Annotated in this window: 8 protein-coding genes; all 8 read left to right on the top strand. The window is 65.3% G+C overall.

The window, feature by feature from the left end; all coding sequences use genetic code 11:
• Positions 1-203: 203 nt before the first annotated feature.
• Genes dpdE through dpdD form a run of 8 tightly spaced genes read left to right on the top strand, consistent with a single transcriptional unit; the run spans position 204 to position 17,780 of the window.
• Positions 204-3,506, top strand: a complete 3,303-nt coding sequence (gene dpdE, locus ABH928_RS15280; protein WP_370066424.1) for a protein DpdE — start codon at positions 204-206, stop codon at positions 3,504-3,506.
• Positions 3,496-6,081, top strand: a complete 2,586-nt coding sequence (gene dpdF / locus ABH928_RS15275; RefSeq protein ID WP_370066422.1) for a protein DpdF — start codon at positions 3,496-3,498, stop codon at positions 6,079-6,081. Before dpdE ends, dpdF begins: the two co-directional genes overlap by 11 nt.
• The gene (dpdG, locus tag ABH928_RS15270) at positions 6,081-6,989 is read left to right on the top strand and encodes a protein DpdG (protein WP_370066420.1); all 909 of its coding nucleotides are present in this window, start codon (positions 6,081-6,083) and stop codon (positions 6,987-6,989) included. The genes dpdF and dpdG overlap by 1 nt, the downstream gene beginning before the upstream one ends.
• Positions 6,982-10,041, top strand: a complete 3,060-nt coding sequence (dpdH, locus tag ABH928_RS15265) for a protein DpdH (protein ID WP_370066418.1) — start codon at positions 6,982-6,984, stop codon at positions 10,039-10,041. Before dpdG ends, dpdH begins: the two co-directional genes overlap by 8 nt.
• Positions 10,038-10,724, top strand: coding sequence for a hypothetical protein (locus ABH928_RS15260; RefSeq protein ID WP_370066416.1), 687 nt, complete (start codon positions 10,038-10,040; stop codon positions 10,722-10,724). The genes dpdH and ABH928_RS15260 overlap by 4 nt, the downstream gene beginning before the upstream one ends.
• Positions 10,721-15,199 (top strand): protein DpdJ, encoded by a 4,479-nt coding sequence (gene dpdJ / locus ABH928_RS15255; RefSeq protein WP_370066414.1) that lies wholly within the window; start codon positions 10,721-10,723, stop codon positions 15,197-15,199. Before ABH928_RS15260 ends, dpdJ begins: the two co-directional genes overlap by 4 nt.
• Positions 15,196-15,717, top strand: a complete 522-nt coding sequence (gene dpdK / locus ABH928_RS15250; protein WP_370066412.1) for a phospholipase D-like domain-containing protein DpdK — start codon at positions 15,196-15,198, stop codon at positions 15,715-15,717. The genes dpdJ and dpdK overlap by 4 nt, the downstream gene beginning before the upstream one ends.
• The gene (dpdD, locus tag ABH928_RS15245) at positions 15,714-17,780 is read left to right on the top strand and encodes a protein DpdD (protein WP_370066409.1); all 2,067 of its coding nucleotides are present in this window, start codon (positions 15,714-15,716) and stop codon (positions 17,778-17,780) included. The genes dpdK and dpdD overlap by 4 nt, the downstream gene beginning before the upstream one ends.
• The last annotated feature ends 37 nt before the right edge of the window (positions 17,781-17,817 follow it).

Raw genomic sequence — 17,817 nt, 5'->3', positions numbered from 1 at the left:
ATGCGTGCGATTATTGGCGATCCAATGGGGCGGTTGCTGATACCTGGAGTGGCTCAAGATGCGCAGGGAGGAACCCCAGTGGGCTGTTCCGCGCTTCTTGTCGATCATTAGTTCGATAATATCGATGTTCCTCATCGTGGTTGTCAGTGGTGGCTTCTAATGTCATCCGTGGTGATGGAGCATCAGCTGGGGATGGGAGAGGGATGTCGTCGCGCTTTGAGGTGGGCCACCTCGTCGACTGCCCGGGGGCACCGGGAATCGGGCGTGTCGGCGAGATCCATGGAGACTCGCTGCGCGTCGACTTTTTTGAGTCCGTGGCCGAGCCTGCGGTCGAGTCGCTCCTCGCGTCACCGTCTCGGTGTCGCCGGGTGACGCTACCGGCCGAGACTCGCGTGTACTGGAGGAACCCCAGTACGGGGGAGTGGCGGGCCGGCCGTGTGAAGGGTGACCGGCTCCCTGAATACTTCGTACAGTTCCCGAACTCAGACTACGACTTTCCCGTACATGAGCACGATCTCCGCGTCCGCTGGGACAGGCCCGTCCGCGACCCGGTCCAGGTGCTGGCATCCGGCGGCAACGAGTCCGGTTACTTCCACGATGCCCGGCTACCGATGCTGCGCAGTCTGGTCGCGCAACGCGCAGCAAGCGCTAACGTGCCCGCTCTGCTCTCTGCGGCCGTGGAGATCTACCCACACCAGGTGCGCGCAGCACTGACCGTCCTTGCAGACCCTGTCCAGCGCTACCTTCTGGCGGACGAGGTTGGGCTTGGCAAGACAGTCGAAGCGGGCTATGTCATCCGGCAGACCATGATCGACAACCCGAGAGCCCGGATCACCGTCATCGCACCAGACGCGCTACGTCGGCAATGGGTGCGTGAGCTCACGGACAAGTTCTTCATCGAAGACTTTCCACAGGCGCGAGTGAAGTTCTCCTCGCACGAGACTCCGGAGAAGTGGCACCAGTACCACGACAGCGACCTCGTGGTGGTAGACGAAGCGCATGCGCTAGTTGAGGCTAGCGGTCCCGGAGAGTCCCCGTACCGTGAACTGTGCGAGTTGGCACATGCGTCGTCAAAGCTGCTACTCCTGTCTGCGACGCCAGTCACCTCTCACTACATCACTCACCTCGGACTACTGCACCTGCTGGATCCAGACCTGTACCGGTGGGACGACCGTGAGGCATTTGAACGACGGTACGCACTCCGGGCCGAGTTGGCCGACAGTGTGTATGGGCTCAATCCGGCTTTCACCTTCTTGCTTCCATCGACGATCGAGGGCATCCGGGGCCTGCTGCCACAGGACACACGCTTCGAGGTCTTGGCTGCGGGGGTCCTCGAACTCCTCGATGAGGACGATGACCTGCGCGATGAGGCCGATCGCCAGGAGATCATGGTTCGCGTCGAGGAGTTGCGAGCTCACATCAGCGAGACGTATCGCTTGCACCGTCGGGTGATCAGGCAGCGCCGTGCTCAGGTGCTTCGTGATGACCCAACGTCAGAGATGGAGCCGTATGAAGTTCGGGGCCGGGAAGAACCTGAGCTTCTCGAGTCCGAGATCTTCGGGCAACAGGCGGCTCAGGACTGCCTGCTCGAGTGGCGCACGGGCATCTGGGATCATCTACTCGACGAGGGTACGGAGGAGCAGCAGGCCTCGTACGCACTCGCTCTTGGTGTGCTCGCTTCCCGGGTATCAGGTCCGGCCGATGACTTTGTGGACGCGCTCCGCTGGCGGGTCCGGCGGGACGCGGCAGCGGGAGACCGCGCTGGTCTAACCGTGCCGGAGCGTCAGCTTCTCTCTGCACCTTGCCTGGTCGAAGAAGAGTCTCGGATCCTGGACGAGTTTGAGGGTCAGCTCACTGAGGCAGACCGGGATACCGATATCAAGGTGCTGGTGCACGCCTTGTTGCCGGTGCTGCGTCAAGGCGGCCGCATCGTGGTGTTCTGTGGTCCCGGAGGGCTGGCCGAGAACCTTGCCGAGCGGCTGCGTACGCAGTTCCCCAGGGCGTCAATCGGCTCGCACACGCGCAGTGCCGGCGTGGAGGAGTCTGAACAGGCTGTCGTCGAGTGGAGCGCTCCGGCTGCCAAGAAGCCCACCCGCGTGCTCATCGCTGACCTGTCCGCCGAGGACGGGCTGAACCTGCAACTGGCTGACGCGGTCGTTCATCTCCGCCTGCCATGGTCCCCGAACAGGCTTGAGCAGCGTCTGGGTCGGATCGATCGGTATCGCGGAGTCAGGTCCGCCGGGCAGGCTACGCCGGCCCGCCAGTATGTCTTGCGTGGATCTGCCGGGGCGGAGTCTTTCCACGATGCCTGGCTATCGGTGCTAATTCATGGCTACGAGATCTTTTCTGAGTCGGCGTCAACGCTTCAGGACGCTATCGCCCAAGGGCTGGCTGACGTATGGGGAGTAGCTCTACGGGAAGGCCCAGACGGGTTCCCCAGGGCTGAGGAGCGCGTTCGCGAAGAAATGGGCGAAGCGCGTCGTCAGATCGACAAGATGGACATGCTGGAGGCCATCCACGAGACCTCCACCGAGGAGCGTGACATCGCATCTGCGCTCGGGGAAATCGAGTGGCAATGGCACAGCATGCGAGACGCCTTGCTGCGATACGCCGGGGACAGTGAGGGAGGGATCAAGTTCCGGCACTACGAGCGCACGGTGGATGGCTGCCCACGCGAAGTCTTCGACCTCGACTCTTCACATCCGCTGATCGCTCCCCGACTCTACGTCCGCGAGCGCTCTCTGCTGTCCCGCACGATGGCCCAGGCGACGTTCAACCGTTCTGCTGCGCTGCGGGCACCCGGCACTCGGTTGTTCCGCATCGGCAACCCCTTCATTGACATGCTGGGTGCCGTCATCGCTGTCGATGACCGAGGCCAGGCGGCGGCGTTTCGGCGTATCGACGGCGACTACAGGGGAGAACCGCTGCCGTACTTTGGATTCGACTTTCTGGTGGAAGCGGACACCTCTGCCGCACTGAGGCTTGTTGCCGACCGTTTGGAGGCGCAGACCGCGCTGCGGCGCCAGGCCGACCGCATCCTTCCGCCATTCATGCTCAAGGTGTGGATTCCGGCTGGAAGCGATGAGGCACTCGTCAGCGGGAGAGTCCGCAACTGGCTGGACGAGAAGTACGACAACCGCAGGGATGAGAACTTCAATGCCCAGCGGATCCGTGACTTGACCGACATCTTCGGCGGCTGGAGGGGCTACCGGAGCTCCGCGGCAGCGGCCGAACAAGGAGCTCGACGGGAGTTGGCAAAGGCCACCGACCTGACCGCCCGCTGCTCTCAGGCCCAGGAACAGGCCCGACGCGTGCTCGCCGTGGCGAAGGCTCAGGCAGAGGCTCGCGAAGCAGCAGGCCACCTGGTGGGGGATGCCGAAAGTTACCTCCGGGACGTGACGGTGACGAACGCATTGGTAGAGGGACTCTCGCGCCCGATCGTACGTGTGGTCTCGGTTACCTGTGTGGTGCGCAGCCAACGGGAGAGGAAGACGAGTGACGCGTGATACGTGGGCGGGAGCCCAAGCGCTATTCAACTCCTGGCCGGATGTGGCGACACACACGTTCGATACGGGCACTCTGCGCCGGCTCGGCGATGCGCTCGCCGGCCTCGCCACGAATGAAGCAGGCTGGCGCGATGTGGCAGCGCTGACCCGGCAGATCCTGCTCGAAGCGCACGCACGCGGCAACACCTCGCGGCTCGAGGTGCCTGTGGACCCGCTGCTTCCCAGCCGCGACCAGTGGCAAGAGGTCCACTGCCAGACCCTGCCGTCGACTCGAGGGCTCCGGGTCTCCGCGCTGCCGTGGCACCCGGAAGTGCCGAGCGGGAAGGCGGAACAGGCCGCAGACGACGACCTGCGGCAGGTACACCTGGGACTTGAATCGCCGCACCGACGGCGACTTGAGCACTGCTCGGCCGATCCTTTTTGGACCGAGGCCCTGGGCTATGAGCACTACCTCTCAATCGGGCAGCGTCAGGCGGCGCGAGCGGTTGCCCTCGCGCCGCCTGGTAGCACAACGATCGTCTGCCTGCCGACAGGGCACGGGAAGACCGAGGTCGCGCTCGCACCCGCCCTGCTTGCGAGCGCACGCAGCGGGGTGTCCGTCATGGTGGTCCCCACGGTGGTCCTGGCGCTCGACATGGAGCGCCGCACCCAGAAGGTCCTCGCGAACGGGGGTCGGCAGAGCCCTACCGGCCGCTACGCATACATCGGCGGTCTCGCTGACGATCTCAAACGCGAGATGCGCGACGACGTGCGCACCGGACGGCAACGATTGCTCTTTACCTCACCAGAAGCTTTGGTCTCCAGTCTTAAGGAACCCTTGGAGGACGCAGCCGAAGCCGGTCTGCTGAAGTATTTCGTCATCGACGAGGCGCATCTCGTCGAACAGTGGGGCAGCAGCTTTCGCCCAGAGTTCCAGACGATGTCCAGCCAGCGCCGGACCTGGCTCAGCACTGCCCCCCAGGGGCTAGAACCCATGACTGTGGCGATGAGCGCAACGCTTACCGAGCAGCAGGTGAACTCATTGGAGAACCTGTTTGCCGGCCCCCAGCCTGCTGAGATCGTGTGGGCGTCAGGGCTGCGTCACGAGCCGAGTTACTACATTGATGCTCGCGATGATGAGGAGGGGCGCCAGGCCGCAGTTCTACGATCACTCTCTCTCTTGCCACGGCCGTTGGCACTGTATGTCACGAAGGTCGACGACGCGGAGGCCTGGACCGAGCGCTTGCGGAGGTCAGGGTTCGCGCGGGTCACGTGCGTGACCGGGAACTCGAACGACGAAGAACGCCGTAGGGCGCTCGAAGGTTGGAGCGGAAGGACCTCCGGCGCCGCGGGGCGCACGCGCTTCGACATCGTGGTGGGCACCTCCGCCTTCGGCCTAGGCATCGATCTTCCCGACGTCAGAACCGTGGTGCATGCCTGCCTTCCGGAAACGGTCGATCGGTACTACCAGGAGGTCGGCCGGGGCGGTCGCGACGGTGCTCCTTCGTTGGCATGTCTCGTGTCGGGGCCCGGGGACGAGTCCGTGGCCAAGGGCATCAACCGGAGTGCAGTGATCACGGCGAGGCGGGCGTTGGAGCGGTGGGAGTGGATGTTCCGCCCGGACGAGCACCTGGGTGCCAACCGCTATCGCGTCAGTCTCGATGCACACCCGGGAGACATGAGCGAGGGTTATGAACGCAATCGAGAGTGGAACATCCGCACGCTGAACCTCATGGTTCGAGCCGGCCTGGTGCGTCTTCACGCCCCCGAGCCGCCCCAGCGCCTCGAAGAGGAGCCGGACGTGGTGTGGCGAGCCAGGTTGGGAGCCTTCTACGCGACGATCGCCACACGTGTCGACGTCTCGCTCGAGGATATTCAGACGAACGTTGGCGACCACTTTGTCAAGAGATTCGATGCGGCTCGCAGCGCGTTGTTGTCCGAGCAGAGGTCGGCCCTGACGCACCTGCAGGCGGCCCTAAGAGGTGACCGTTGCATCGGAGACGTCCTAGGCGCGTACTACCGAGTGCCTCGTCCCCGCGGAAGCCTTCGAACGGGAATCACATGCCGCGGGTGTCCACGCTGTCGGGCGGACGGGGGGCCTGGAGAAGACGGGTTCTACCGCCTGGCGGCGGTACCGCGCCCACCAGTGCCGTTCGCGCTGGGGCGCCCGGAGGATCCCCTCGCGCACTACCGCGGTGACCTGCAGTTTCTGAGCCTGTGGTGGGATGGTGAGCAGGAACGACGGGACCTCGTCCCACAGTTGCTGAAGATGCTCACCCGGCGAGGCATGGCTGTGGTGGGTGGACCGGGCTTGGACGCCCGCACCGTGACACGGCTTCAACGGGACTCACTGCCCCGTCCTGTCATCGTGGACACCGACCACGACCTGTTGAACAGCTACCCAGGACCGGTGCTGTGGCTGCTGGACGACGACGCCGCCAAGTTGGATGACGCAGTGTCAACTCGTTTTGAGGCCGGAGACGTAACCTACCTTCTCCACCCGAAGCGCGTGGAGCACCCCGACCGGCCGGGCCTATCATTGATCGACATCCACCGAGCGAACATCTCGGTTCGCGCTGCTCTGGAGGCGCTCTGATGGCCCTGATCAACGTTGAGGGATCTCTGCCTTCTCCCATGTGGGCGGTGGTTCGGTTCCTCAGCTTCATGAAGAAGCCCGTTCCAGTCGATCAGTGCAGAGCGCTGCTGAGCCCGTCCTCCCTCTCCTCGGACGACGGAGCGACTGACAGAACGTTTGACTTGGCTGTCAGCACGCTCCGAGGACTTGGCCTGGTGAGCGTCGAGGAAGGCAGTGGTGACCTCAGGCTTGCAGACGTCCTGCGGGATCTCGGGCAGGAGGACCTTGATGCTTACACAAGGTTGCTCCGCGACGCCGTCCTCGCGCCTGATCGCAACACTGGACTGGCCGATAGCGCCGACCAATCCGGGCCGCGGGACCTCACTCGGGCGCTGGCGTGGTTCCTGTCCCTGGACCCGATGGACCCACCAGTGAACTGGGAGAGTGCCCAGTTGCAGCAGCAGGGCGCCTTGAAGCCTGAGGTCGGCTCCCTCTTCAGCAACGACATCCGATGGCAGCGCTTCGGGTATTGGGCGCCGGCGCTCGGCCTGGCAGCCCGACCGCTCATCCCAAGCAGTGGCAGCAGCCCGCTGACGCCTGACTGCACACCGGCGGTCCGCCAGGCCGTGTTCGAACGGTGGCAACCCGGGATGCACGTCAACGCGGTTGAGACTCTTCTGGCCCTGCGCGGCGCGTTGCCCGTTCTCCCGGGCGGCGGCTACGCACAGGCACTGGGGATCACCAGCCCGGGAGAGACCGCAGCCGGTACGGCGCTGTCGTTCGCCCTGCTGCGCGGTGAGGACGAGGGCTGGCTCCGCTTTGAAAGCAACGCCGACGCGCGTCGCGTGCTGAGCCTCCATGACCCCGAGCGGCCTCTGAGCCCCCGCTACGTGAGCGACATCACGATCCTGGAGGACCACCGTGGCTGACTTCCGAGGCTATCTCTGTTGGGATCCCGCGACGGCGGCCACCACGATCAACACCGAGGCCGTCAGCCCTCCGCGTGCTGTCTTTCTGGCCACCCATGTGCCACTGCGCATCCAGCGGGCCCGGCCGGAAGGCCGCACCCTTGTGAAGGAAGGCCGCCCCGTTGACGAGCAGGTTGTCCTTAAGGACTTCCTGACGCGGAAGTCGGACACCGGAGCCCTGCTAATGCCGATCGTCGGCGATTCGGGATCCGGAAAGTCCCATCTCGTACGCTGGGTGAAAGAGCACATCCCCTCCACGGACAAGCGGCAGGTTATCTACCTCGAAAAGGCCAAAACCAGCCTCCGAGGTGTCATCGAGTCGTTGCTCGCGGAGATCGAAACAGGTGATCTGGCCCAACTGAAGGCAGACCTTGATAAGTTCACCGCAGATGTCGACCAGCCCGCGCTGGCCCGGCGGCTCCTGAACGCGCTCGAGGAGGTCCTCGCAGCAACCACGAGCAAGGATGTCTCCGGACCGGCGCGTGCACTGACAGGACCCCGCGGGCTGGCCGTAATTCTGCAGGACCCGCATGTCAGGGAGTACATGCTGGCCTCCGGCAGATACATTCCCCAACTGGCCGACCAACTCCTGAACGACAGGAGGGACGGCAGCGCCGAGCGTCCGCAGGGCTTTACCACAGATGACCTGCCGTTGGACATCGCCGACGTCAAGTTGGCAGCAAGGGTTACCCAGGACCTGCTAGGTCAGTTGATGACCAGGGGTGACCTCCAGGCCTCTGCGGTGGACCTGCTCAACCAGCACCTGGAGCCGGCTGTCAAGAATGCGGCCAACCTCGGCACGGGACGCCTGCAGGACGCGATGGTGGAGGTCCGCCGGGAGTACGCCAGGCAGGGCAAGGAGATCATTCTTCTCATCGAAGACTTTGCCCTTATCCAGGGCGTGCAGCGTGACCTTCTCGATGCGGTGGTCGAGGCGGCCAACCGAGACGGGAGGACGATCCTCGCACCGATCCGAACTCTGATGGCGGTGACTACGGGCTACTTCCGCGAACTGCCGGAGACAGCGCTCACCCGAGTTCGAGCGACCACTGGATACGTCTACGACCTCGATGTGCCCTATGACAAGGACGACAACGGAGCAGCCCAGATCACGTCGTTTGTGGGCCACTACCTCAACGCAGCCCGCATCGGTCGCGATGATCTGGAGCGCATAGACGACAGCGCTACGCCCAACTTCTGCGAGAGTTGCCCCCTACAGGCCCGATGCCATGACGCCTTCGGTGCTACAGCCGAAGGCCATGGCCTCTACCCCTTCAACGAGCCGGCGCTGATCCGCGCAGTCCACTCGACAGCCCCGAAGAATGAGCCGTGGGCTTTCGTCCCACGCACCGTGTTGGGCAGCGTGGTGCGACCTGTGCTGGTGGAACACGCCAGTAGCCTCAGGGAAGGAGAGTTCCCAAGCCCCCGCTTCCGCGAGCAGTTCCCCACAGCCTCGATTGATCACGCCTTGAGTGGGGCCGTGCGCGAGAGCGTTGACGACAGTGACCACGTCGACGCTGAACGGCGGAAACTGACGCTCGAGTTCTGGGGAGACGCGCCACAGCACGCAGCGGCACTGGACGCGAAGCTCCTCCAGGCGTTCTCCATGGCACCCTTGAGTGCCTCAGGCCGCATCACCCCGGCGGACACGGCCAACCACGGGCCGCAGCGGAGCTCACACTCCGCGCCTGCCCCCGCGCCATCTGCACCAGATACTGCTCTGCCGAAGTCCCTCCTGGCCCGACTCCAGTCCGCCGAGGACTGGATCTCGCGCGATCGAACGCTGGAGCAAGTCACAGCCCGCGAGATCCGAGGGGTAGTCGCGGAAGCGGTGGTCCAACGCTACCGGTGGACCACGCCGCTGATGCAGGCCCAGTCGTCGAAGCTTCTGACCAGTGCGTGGCCACGCGACTCGAGGACAGTCTCAATCGAGGATGCTGTAGGGGAAGGACGCGCCGAGGCGGCGCGTCCCGAGATCCGATTCGACCGCAAGGCTGCGAACAGCGAGTTCTTCAAGAGCGTCCTGTGCGCCAAGCACGGGCGCGGCCGGGCGCGGGCCGAGGACATCCGCCGTCTGAGCCGGTACGCGGACCTGTATTCAGACGCACTAACCTCCGCAGTCCAACGGCACTTGGAGATCTCGGACGACGAACTCGTCCTGGGGATAAGGGCCTCGCTGCTCGGGGCTGCTCTCGCTGGCCGGGCCTGGCCCGGGCTCGATGACGCGGCACTGCTGTCCGTAGTCCTGGACGAGGGGCGGACCTGGACCCGCGCGGATATTGGACTTCGCACCAGGCAGTGGAACGAAACTCTGGCACGACACTTGAAGGCACGACCGGCCTTGGTCGAGCGGATCAGGACAAGCATGGGTATCGCGCAGGGCAGTACGGGTGCCGTCAAGATGATCGATGCCGCTCGGGCAGTGCCGCTGCTCCGCCAGGCCGCGTCCGAATGGAACTGGGACATCGAGGGATTGGTGGTGCCCACATGGGTCAGGCCTGCGGTGATTGGGTTCGCGTCGTGGATGACCTCCGTTGACGATCAGGCCGCTCTCCTTCGAGAGCGTCTCCATGAGGTCCGGTCACGCCAGCCACGCGGCACCGCAAGCAGTCACACGCTCTCCGCGATTCGGGGCGCGCTGACATCTGCGCGAGAGGTGGGACTTCCACTGGCCACCAGCGACGCCGAGCGCATCGAGTCACTCATCCTGCGTGTGCAGGATGCTGACTGGAAGGTCATCTCGGAGCTGGAAGACGATCTGGAGAAGGCAGCCGGCCCGAACCGCTCCGAAGGAGCTCAGCGGACCGCCCTCGTCGTCGCAGCCGTCCGGGAGCGAGGGGACGCGTTCGAGGACATCCGCCAGATCCTCGTCGCAGCCGATGCCTGGCTCGACGAGGCCCTGAACAGCGCGGAGTCCCGGAGCGGCGAGGCCGGCGACAGCGCGGCACTAGGGGTTCAGGAACTGCTCAACGAGTGGCGTGAACTGGCCGTGGCAAGGGGCGATGAACAGTGAGCGAGATGTCGGTATACGACAAGGCGACGCAACTTCAGAACCACGCCCGCCGTCTAGCGGCAGGCGCTGCCGGAGATCGAGAGGCGGGCAGGATCGCCGAGCGCATCGCAGAACTGAGGGTGCAGCTGAACGAACTCCGTCAACAGATCAGTGTGGCCCGCGCACTGCAGGCCCAAGGGGCCTACGACTTCGCCAGGCTCTCTGACGTGGAGGATGGCCGCGTCGGGTTCGAACGCAAGGCGCAGCCTGGGGCACTGCCTTCGAACGATGTGTTCAAGACCGCCAGACAGAAGGTCAAGGCCGCTACCCAGCGCGCGGAGAGCGAGGTCCAGGCCGCTTGGTCGACCTGGTCCAATGACCGCCTGAGCGCTCTTCCTCTGGCCAGGATCCCCATGCTGCCCCCAGACGAGCAGCAGGTGGCCCGCGAACGCCGCGCAGAACTGGAGCGCGCCGCCAAGAACGGCAAGGCCACCACGTCGGGCATCGCCGTGTTTGCAGCCACAAGTGCCGCACTGGCTGAGATGCTGCACGACGCCCAAGACCCACCAGACGAGTTGCTGGCGCTCCTGGACAGGCTGGGGAAGCGGCCCGTCTCACTGCGCGAAGTGACAGACGAGGAGATCGCGTTGCTGCGGGCATACGCGATCGACGACCAGATCGGATTGCTGAGGAAGGGCGCGTGACCCAGCGCATCAACAGTGATTTCGCCAACGAACTCCTCAACCGCTTGGAGGATCTAGAACTCCCCCTTCTCGCATGGGGCATGACCGAGGGTGCGCTCGCCGAGACGGAAGTCCTCACGGTCATCGAGGAGACCCTCACGTGCCACCCGACGCCGCCAGCAGACACGACGGCCGACGATGTGCTCGATCAATGCCGGGACATGGCCCTGCTGTTCTGCGTGCCCGGAAGCTCCCCACCTCGCTACCGAACACGCCTGGCCGAGTCGCTGCGCCTGACGGCAGGGCTACGTCAGCTGTTCGCCCCACGCAGTTGGGCGGGTCCGCCCGAAGCCGGATGGTGGCAGCACGGGAAGCGACTGGTCGCTGACTACCGGCTGCACATTGCTCCGCGGCGCTACCCTCGGCGCGACATCGAGGCAGCCACAGTTCTCCAAGAGTTGGCATCCCTCACCGGATGGGAAGAGGTCCAGCAGTACATCGCGGCTGCCCAGCTCCAAGGGCGCTCCTTGGCCCGTTTCCAGGTGGATGCCTCTAAAGCCATCTTCGCCTCATTGGGACAGCCCCAGTCCAAAGGACTGATCATCGGCGCCGGAACCGGCAGCGGTAAGACACTCGCGTTCTACCTCCCGGCATTCGCCGCGATGGCACAAGAGGCTCGCCCCGGTTCCGCCCGCGTGCACACGCTCGCTCTGTACCCGCGCAAGGAACTGCTACGCGACCAACTCCGCGAGGCAGTCCGCACCGCCGACATGATCGGCGACGCGCTACACCGGGCCGGCCGTCGGCCCCTGCGGATCGGCGCCTTGTACGGCGACACTCCCTGGAACGCTCGCGATCGCAGGCTGGAGGCCGGCGCGAACGCTTCGGGCGCATGGACGAGGAAGCGCGGCGGGGCGGTATGTCCGTACCTGACTTGTCCTCAGTGTGAGACTGGCGACTTGCTGTGGTCCGACGAGGACCGGAGGGAAGAAAAGGAGGTGCTGACGTGCGTTAAGTGCCGCCACACAATCCCTCACGGGAGCATTGCCCTGACTCGGGACTCTCTTCGCAGGACGCCGCCCGATCTGCTCTTCACTACGACGGAGATGCTCAACCGGAACAGCGCGAATCCCGATCTGGAAGGCTTGCTGGGCTGGCGGGGCGGGAGCCCGCCGGCTCTCGTGCTGCTCGATGAGGTTCACACGTACTCCGGCATGCATGGCGCACAGGTAGCCCTGCTGCTGCGTCGTTGGCGCAAGGCAACCCGAAGGACGATGACCTTCGTCGGGCTGAGCGCAACCCTTAAGGACGCCGACCGGTTCTTCGCAGAACTCGTGGGGCTGCGCGCCAGCGATGTGGAATCCATCGAACCGAGCGTCACAGACATGGTGGCTGAGGGCCGCGAGTACGCGATCGCCCTGCGCGGCGACCCGGTCGCCGGTGCGAGCCTGCTGTCGACCTCGATCCAGACCGCGATGCTGTACGGGCGGGTCCTGGACCCGGATAGCGAACGGTTCCTCTTCGGTTCCACTGGCTTCCTGTTCACGGACGATCTGGACGTCACCAACCGCTTCTATGACGACCTGCGGGACGCAGAGGGAGGGCAATCGCGCTCTGGTGGACGCGCTGGTGCCAAGCCGGTGCTCGCCGGGCTGAGGGCGGTGGAGCGGCCTGAACATGCCGCGCGCTACCGTGACGGCCAGTCCTGGGATGTGGTGGAGCAGGTCGGGCACGACCTTGATCCGGGCCTGCGCCGTGGTGAACTGCGCATCGGACGAACCTCCTCACAGGACGTGGGCGTCGATCTCGGGGCCGATCTCACCGTTGCCACCGCCTCGCTGGAGGTCGGCTTCAACGACCCGCGTGTCGGGCTGGTAATGCAGCACAAGGCTCCGCGCGACGCTGCAGCCTTCATCCAGCGACGCGGCCGGGCCGGCCGTCAGAGGGGCACTCGCCCGATCACGGTGATCACACTTTCCGACTACGGCCGCGACCGCCTCGCCTATCAGGCCTACGAGACGCTGTTCGCCCCACAGGTGCCTATACGGCGGCTACCTATCGGGAACCGGTTCGTCCTGAAAATCCAGGCGGCCCAGGCGCTCCTGGACTGGCTCGGCCAAAAACTACGGTCCCGCAGAGTATGGGCGGATCCCCGTGTGCTTCTCGCGGCTCCGAGGAATGGCCTCCGCTCCGAAGACGACCAGGCCCGCGAACTGCTCGCCACCCTCCTGCAGACTCTCCTGGACGACCCACGTCTCCAGGACGATCTCGCCAACCACCTGCGCAGCGCGCTGCAGGTCAGTGCCGATGAGGCGCAGGCCCTACTGTGGGAGCAGCCGCGGTCGCTCCTACTCGGAGTCGTGCCCACCACTCTGCGCCGCGTAGGCAACCGCTGGAAGTCCCTACGCGACGACCCCGGGGCGACGCGCGGGAGTTTGCTGCCCGAGTATGTGACCCGGTCGCTGTTCGAGCCGCTGAATCTGCCCGAAGTGGAGCTCGAACTGCCCTTTGATGGAGGGGAGTCGGACGAGCGGCTTCCCATCGCCAAGGCGCTTAGGGAGGCCGTGCCCGGCCGAGTGAGCCGACGCTATGGTCATCGGCGTGACGAACATCGAACCTGGCTACCGATGCCGGAGCCAGGCAGGAGCGAACTGGACCTGCTGCAACTCGTTGCCAGCGGCACTCCCGAAGGCCCCTGGCGCCCGCACGGAGTCGACGGCGAGATCGAGGTGGTACGACCCCACCGGCTGATTCTGCAGAGTCCGCCAGCTGACATCACTGACCGCTCCCAGGGAACTCCCTGGTGGCACACCGAGATTGTCGTCCCCGACGACGCACCGCCCAGTCCCGGCGACCTGCCCGATCCTTCTCCCTGGCGGCAGCGCGTCGCCGGCATCGGCTTCGCAACGCACGCCGCCGGAAACCCGGTCGAGGTCCGACGCATGACGACCGGAGCAGAGTGCGACATCAACTACGAACGCGGTCGCAGCGAGAGCCGCACCGTCCGCTACACCCTGCGGGGGCGTCCTGCCGCATTGGGCTTCCGGCTGGGAGTTGACGCCGTACGCATCAGTGTGACCCCAATTGACCTCTCGGATCCTGCAGTACTCAACTACCTGACTTCGCCGCAGTGGCGGTCCCTCGCATTTGCCAGGGCCGTCGCCGAAGATCCCGCCCTCGCCGAACTGGCGAACTCCTTTCAGCGTGACCGACTGGCGCAGGTCTACCTCACTGCCTTTGCTCTCGCCGGCCTCGACGGGGATCGCACCAGCGAGGAGATCAGCACTGAACTAGCAGCCGGCTCATGGAGGCTGGACCTTCCGGAGATCTTCCGGGTGCTGTATCGCGAAGCCGATTCAACCGGTCACGGTGTGGACAATGACCGACTGGTCACCGCTCTGACCGAACTGGCGCGTGATCAGCGAGTCATCGATGCCCTCAACCGGGCCGGGCAGCTGCTGGTCGCGCCGGACATTGCGGTGCGCACCGCGGACCTGGCACTACGTGTGTACAACGACACTCTGGCTGCCGCCATCCTTGCTGCGGCGCTGCGCGCCTGCCCAGACGCGCAGGATGGCGATTTGATTGTCGATGTGTTGCCCGGGGCCGACTCCGGGAATCCAGCGGTGGTCTGGTTGAGTGAGACTTCCATCGGCGGTCTGGGCGTGGTCGAACAGTTTGTCCGCTCGTACACCGAGGATCCACGCAGGTTCTGGGGACTGGTGGCTGCGGCGCTTGCGCCAAGCGACTACGAGTACGTTGATGCTGCCGTGACCCGGTTGCTCCGTCACCTGGGCGTAGAGCCAGGAGGAACAGCAGCGCGCGCAATGGCGACACTTCGAGGCTCGGTGCCTGCGATGGAGGCGGAGAGATCGCTCGGAGCCCTGCGCCGAGCCTGGGCGCTCCTTGACGGACCGCCGCGGCACAGTGCGGTGGCGGCCCTGTCCACCAGGCTGCTGCGGCCTGGCAGTAGTCCAGACACTGATTCCGCAGTACTCGCCCTTGTCGACAGTTGGACGGCGTTGGAGAGGCGGCTCGGTATCGAGGTTGACGCCCCGGTCATGGCATACGCTGTCGGATCGGGCCGTCTGCAGTTGGGTGGCACGCGGCGGCTGAGCGCAGACCAGGCGTTCAGCATGCTCTGGCCTCGTGGCCGGCAGGCCCGCACCCAGCACCTCGAGCACTATCAGCCTTACGCCGACCGACCGATTCTGGACAGGCTGCTCATGGAGGCCGCCTACGACGACAGACTTCCGCGGATCGATGTGACAGCCGCCGACTGGGCAATGAGATACCAGAAGGTCATGGCTGAGTCCGCAGCGGTGGATCTCGTCTGTCCGGCTGCCGATGGTCGGGCTATGGGCGATGCGCTGGTCCAAGTCCCCGTCCTTCGCGTGGACCGTGATGTCATGCGCGTCTACGGCGAGGTCCGCGGGTTCGCCAGGCACGGTGACGAACTCAGGGCTCGGGTGGAACTGCGGGAGGCCGTGCAGTGAGCAGGTTGGAACGAACAGTCCGTACGGGCGCGCGCACCGGCCTACACGTCGACACCATGCTGGCTGCGGCCCTCCTGGGGGAAGTGCTCGCACCGAGTGACGACCTCTGGCTAGTGTCGCCGTGGATCACGGACGTACAGGTTCTGGACAACAGCCAGGGCGCCTATGACGCCATATTCCCTGAGGCGCCGCCATCCGGATGTCGGCTCTCCGACATCCTGGCTCGCGCGGCCGCCGCGGGGGCACGCGTGCATGTGGTCACTCGCCCGGACCCTCACAACGACGACTTCCTGCGGAGGCTCAGCACTACGGCACCGACGACACAACTGCGCATCACGTGTGACGCCGACGTGCATGAGAAGACCCTGTCTGGCGGGGACTGGATCCTCAGCGGATCGATGAATTTCACCATCCGTGGCATGAAGGTGAACGACGAGTCGGTGACGTACAAGGTGGGAGGGGCGGACGCCGCCCAGGCGCGGCTAGACCTGGCGGAACGCTGGAAGGATGGCGTGTGACACGGCAGCAGCACCAGAGGATGCGGACCCGCGAGGAGATCGAGTCCTTCCTAGCGCGGTTCTTTGGTCCTGGGAACGACGCCTGGCCCAACCTGGAGCCGGGCCATCCGGGTGAGAGGGACGCTGCGCCCTTCGTTGAAGTGCTACGAAGAGGAGCCGATACACCCGTCGTCCTGCCGCGGCGGGACATCGCACGCGACTGGTTTGCCGCGTACGTCATCGCCCGGGATCCGGCCGATGCAACGAAGGCAGCAGATCTGATCAACGCTTTTGCTGGTCCGACCTACGTCATCGACGAGGTCGTCCGCCCCATTCGATTGGATCCCAACGATCCAGTGGAGCAAGCAATCCTCGATTTCGCGGGCTCCGGTTCGACCTTCAGGCTCCGTACGGGTGTGCACCGTATGCACCGCACGAAGCTGATCGAATCCCTCCAGTTGATGCAGAGGACTGCGGCCGGTCGGCCGCCCCGGCTATGGCGAGTGGCCAAGCCAGTCGGGCGGTTGCTGGCCGAATTCGAGGCCGCTCTGGCGGCAGGTGGGCAGGCGTCGTCTGGAGATGTGCTGGAGCAGTTGGCCGCCGCCGGTGGTGTCACTGCGACGAACCTGGCTTGCCTGAGGATCAAACGGCTCTACCGGCTTGGACTCAGCGCAGAACTCCTCGCGATGCCCGGCCTGGCCGACGTTGTCCGACAGGATCCGCCCGGACCTGTGAAGGAGGCGATCCTCGGCGCGATCTACGCGATGGCCTTGCAGGAGCCGCTGAGTGCCGGGGACGTCGAGGCTGCGAAAGAGGCTCTCATCGCAGCCGGACGGTACGTCCCGGACCTGCTCGACGGCGACATGCGTACGTACGAAGCGGGCGCGTTGACTGTTGCCCTGCTCGCTGCCTCAGTGAGGAGCGACGTTGCCACCCTGACACGTCTGGTGAGGGACCTGCGGGAAGCCGGGCAGTGGGAAATGCTCCCGGCCCTGGTCTGGGATGACGCTGTGCGTCTCCTTGAAGGCTCCGCAGCACCGCAACATGACGGGGAAGCGGAAGGGGAGCCAGGCGCGGCAGTTACCGGAGAGCCCAGTGCTCCGTCGGCGGAACTGGTCGACCTCCCAGAGACCGCGCCGCCGGTCGACTCATGGCACAGCCTCATCGCGGCCGTCGCGGAGGACAGACCTGAAGGCAAGGCGGTGTTGCGGGCGGCCTCCTGGACTTCGTGGTCGCCACCCGCTTCGGACGACCAGGCGATCGCAGATGTCCTCGACAACTTGGGGGTGGTGCCGGCAGAACGGGCGTGGGGAGCCGTAGGCCCGTTCATCGATGCGGTCGGCTACCAGTTGCCAGCTGGCTGTGCCGCGCGGGCGTTCATCCGTAACGCCCTGACGTTCGACCGGTTCGCCCCTGGCGATCTGCTAGCCCTGCACGCGCTATCGGAGATTGCGCTGAGGGCCGCTCCAAGCGCGGAGGACTATGGGGATCTGCTAGATGAGATCGGCTCCGAGTGTGACCGTTGGGTTGCTGCCGAGCGTGCGTCGATCGCCTTGGACTTCGTCGATCGGCTGGTACTCGCGGCGTGCCCAGACGTTGAGGCACGCGGCAATTTGGCCTACGCCCTGCTGGAGCCACTATGGCGACACCAGGCCCGCCTTCAAGAGGCCGATCTGGCATTCGCGCGGCGGCTCTCGAACGAACTCGGCATCGAGTTCACCTGGGCGCAGCCGGACAGCGACGGGGTGGAACACACACCGCTCGCGGACCTCCCGGCACTCAACGTTTTGCTTTACTCGCTAGACCACGCGGTGCTCGCCCGTTGCGCGGACGAACTCAACCGTCTCGCGCCCGCGGTGAAGGTGACCACAGCCCATGACCACGTCGGTGGTCCACAGCTTCGCCAGAAGGCGCGCGGCGCCGACGTCATCGTCATAGCCACACGTTGCGCAAAGCATGCAGCGACTGGGTTCATCTCCCAGCACTCGGGCTCCGCGCAGATCGCCTATGCGGACGGTAGCGGGTCGGCCTCGATGCTCCGCGCTTCAGTCAGCGGCTTGCGCGCCGCAGTCGCCGATCACTGATCAACGGTGGCCGCCCGCATGGCGGCCACCGTTGAAC

Source organism: Streptacidiphilus sp. MAP5-3 (genome assembly GCF_041262505.1).
Classification (GTDB): domain Bacteria; phylum Actinomycetota; class Actinomycetes; order Streptomycetales; family Streptomycetaceae; genus Streptacidiphilus.
The sequence above is the reverse complement of the archived record's forward strand: the minus strand, read 5'-3'. Positions and strand labels throughout refer to the sequence as shown.

Bases quoted from the DNA above. Each gene is read 5' to 3' on its own strand.
- dpdE (WP_370066424.1), top strand. From the start codon at position 204: ATGTCGTCGCGCTTTGAGGTGGGCCACCTCGTCGACTGCCCGGGGGCA.
- dpdG (WP_370066420.1), top strand. From the start codon at position 6,081: ATGGCCCTGATCAACGTTGAGGGATCTCTGCCTTCTCCCATGTGGGCG.